General features: G+C 49.6%; 3 protein-coding genes. 2 read left to right on the forward strand and 1 reads right to left on the reverse strand.

All coding sequences use genetic code 11. The annotated features are described in order from the left end of the window. Both HOK28_09700 and HOK28_09705 read left to right on the forward strand, forming a co-directional pair. On the forward strand, positions 1–853 hold an 853-nt coding region (locus HOK28_09700; protein MBT6433355.1), incomplete at its 5' end, for a TrmB family transcriptional regulator. A gap of 193 nt (positions 854–1,046) precedes the next feature. Beyond that, a complete protein-coding gene (locus HOK28_09705) occupies positions 1,047–2,210 on the forward strand; it encodes a TraB/GumN family protein (protein ID MBT6433356.1) in 1,164 nt (387 codons plus the stop codon). 12 nt (positions 2,211–2,222) lie between these two features. Here HOK28_09705 and HOK28_09710 read toward each other — a convergent pair. Next, positions 2,223–3,363 (reverse strand): phosphatidylserine/phosphatidylglycerophosphate/cardiolipin synthase family protein (locus tag HOK28_09710; GenBank protein ID MBT6433357.1); only part of this gene is annotated, 1,141 nt, incomplete at its 5' end.

Here is a 3,363-nt window from a genome sequence, read left to right on the forward strand (position 1 = left end):
CATGGAACGAAAAGTATTATCCGCAATGACTGAGCTTGGATTTACCAAAAGTGAATCCAAAGTTTACACTGCGCTGCTGAAGAAACAGCCCGCCACCGGCTATGAGTTGGCCGCGAGTTCCGGAGTGCCCCGCTCGGCTATTTATAATATTCTTAAAAAGCTAGAAGGCGGCGGACTGATCAATGCCATCCAAGATAAACCTGCCCGCTATGTTCCACTGCCACCAGAGCATCTTTGTGAGCTGCTTAAGGGCCGCTTCGACACAACCCTCGAAGATTTAAAGCATTCTCTCGAAAGCTTGGTGGATCCCGTTGAACGGTCGGTTCTGTGGCAGCTGCAAGATTACCGCGCCATCCTCGACCATGCGCGGCAAATCATCAGTCAGGCTAAATCTAAAGTTGTCATCTCGATGTGGAACCAGGAGGCCCAAGCACTTGAGTCCACATTAACTGAAAGCTGGCAACGTGGGGTTCATATCACCACTTTCTCATTCACCGATCTCCCAAAGCTTCCTGGAACTGTTTTAAGCTACGGCATTCCAGAGCCCGAGCTAGAAGAGCACTGGCCCCACAAACTCGTTCTCATCGCAGACGACTCCGTCGTGCTCATCGGACACACCAATCTTGAAGGACCTTGTCACGCCGTGGCTGCTCGCGAAGAGGCCCTCGTAGAAATGGCCCAAAGCAATGTGATCATGGACCTCACCCTTTTTGGTCAGCGGTTTGAGGTGGATACAGAGTCGATGATGAAGGGGTTACTCGAGAAGATGGCGCCACTTGATGAGCTCATCGAACGTGGCAATCCGTTCCACCACATCGCCAAAATTCGTCGCAAGAAAAAGAAGACGAAATAAAGCCACGGCCCTCGGCGAACCCCAACGACGCAAGCACAAAAAGTAAAGTAAATACGGGGAGATCGCTCTGCGTCGCTTGGTAAAACCCAGATCACCTTCTCAAGCCCCAAAGACAACACCTAATTTCGATAAAGTTGAACGATCCTAGGCCCAAAGGCTTTTCCCGACTCGCGCAGCCTGATAGACAGCCCCCATGTTAGATTCTGGAAATGTCACTCTACTCGAACGCGACGGGCGTAAATGGTATCTCATCGGTACCGCACACGTATCCAAAGACAGCGTCATCGAAGTAGGTGAGGTGATTCACGCTGTGAAGCCCGACACGGTATGCGTGGAACTTTGCGAAACCCGCTACAACGCTCTCAAAGACGTGGACCGCTGGAAAAAACTCGATATTTTCAAGGTCATCAAAGAAGGCAAAACTTTGATGTTACTTGCCAATCTTGCCATCGGCGCTTACCAGCGCCGACTCGGTGAAGAACTGGGCGTAGAGCCCGGGGCAGAGCTTATGGCCGGAGCAGAAAAAGCCGATGAAGTGGGCGCCAAGCTCGAGCTGGTGGACCGCGATATCCAAGTCACGCTCAAGCGCACCTGGGCCAATCTTTCCTTCTGGCAAAAAATTAAACTCATGGGTGCCATCTTTGGAAGTCTTTTCGAGACGGAAGACATTGGCGCCGATGAAATTGAGAAACTCAAAGAAAATAGTGAACTCTCAGATATGATGGAAGAGTTTGCTCGCGTGATGCCCGAAGTGCAAAAACCGCTCATTGATGAACGTGACCAATATTTGATGTCGAGCATTGAAGAAGCACCCGGCGATACTGTGGTTGCAATTGTCGGAGCCGGACACGTTCCTGGAATGAAACGATACTTCGGCCAAACCATCGATCGAGAAACCATCAGTGTCGTTCCGCCGCCATCAAGGTGGGTCAAAGCTTTAAAGTGGGTCATTCCCGTTTTGATTCTGGCTGCTTTCAGCTGGGGGCTCACTGGCAATCCAGACCGTACGATGGAAGAAATTCTACTCGCGTGGCTTCTACCGAACTCTATCGTTGCCGCCGTTTTAACTGCGGCTGCCGGTGGAAAACTACTCTCCATACTCACCGCGTTTGTTGGCTCGCCCATTACCTCTCTAAACCCTCTGGTGGGTGCAGGTATGGTCGTTGGGCTTGTAGAAGCGTGGCAAAGAAAACCCACCGTGGAAGATTGCGAAAACATCAATCAAGATGTCCAGTCAATCAAAGGTATCTATAAGAACCCCTTCACTCGGGTTTTACTGGTTGCCGTTGCTGCGAACATTGGTTCCTCGCTGGGCGCGTGGATTGGAATAAGTTGGGTCATGAGCCTTCTTGCCTAGCGCAAACCCGGCTTAAAGGTGGCGAAAGAAATACTTTCGAATAAACCGGTTGTACCAAGTCGACTCGATTTCAAGGTCCTTCAAACTTTTCACCTCAATAGCCTTATCCGCGCTTACGTCATTATCGAATTGCTCTCGAAGCTTCGTTGCGGCGCTTTCATCAATAATATTCAAGGCCATTTCACTATCGTAATAGAGCGAACGCGGGTGCAGGTTAAAGCTTCCAACAGACGCAAACGTGTCGTCTACAACCATGAACTTACTGTGTAGCGTGTCTCCCTTTTTAAGAAAAACCTTAGCCCCTGCTTTATACAATTCAGGTAGGCTCTTCATAATCGGTTCGCTAACAAGAGGTTCATCAACACTCTTATTCGAGTTGGTATAAATTCGAACCTCAACCCCGCGCTCTAACGCCGCATGTAAAAGTTCATTCATGCCCGGCAGAGTTAAGAAATAAGCATTCTCAATCTCAACCCGCTCGGTAGCTCCCGATACCGCTTTCATCATCGTGGCATAAACGTCGTAACGCTCGTCACCAGGCTGATGATCGACCACTGCAATTTTTGAATTTCCGGGACGACCCGCTCTGGCTAATAACTCGGTTCGGTTCATACCAATTGGAGCATGGTCCAAACTTTGAAGCTTTACCTGGCTGTTCCAATATCGAACAAAGAGTGCCTCTTGTTCAACCACTGAAGGTCCTTTTGTATAGACATCTGTGTCTCGCCATTTTTGACCACTGTAATCAGAATCAACATTCCAAGCGTGGCTGTATATATCGCCAGGGTTCATGCCGCCGGCTACCGACTCTACTCCATCAACCACCATCATTTTACAGTGGTTGCCCCACTGCACGTGGTCTGGATCTTCCCAGCGAATCAACTTCACGCCGTTGTCTTCCATAAACTTAAAGGTCTCGATGTGTTCTCCACGGGCCGCAATGTTGCGGTCTACAATGACCCGAACATCCAGGCCCTCGCGAGCTCTATTGGCCAATCGGTTTGCTAAGTCTCGCCCCGTACCATCGTCATAGATAGTCCATGTTAAAAGGTGAATGCTTTCTTTTGCGTTATCGATAAGCTCCGCTCGCTTTTCAAAAGACTGCGGTCCGTCGATTAAGAATTCTACTTGATTACCGCCCACGAATTTCGCG

This window comes from Deltaproteobacteria bacterium (genome assembly GCA_018668695.1).
In the GTDB taxonomy this organism is placed as follows: domain Bacteria; phylum Myxococcota; class XYA12-FULL-58-9; order XYA12-FULL-58-9; family JABJBS01; genus JABJBS01.

Coding starts and splice junctions, on each gene's coding strand:
- HOK28_09705 (MBT6433356.1), top strand. CDS start 1,047: ATGTTAGATTCTGGAAATGTCACTCTACTCGAACGCGACGGGCGTAAA.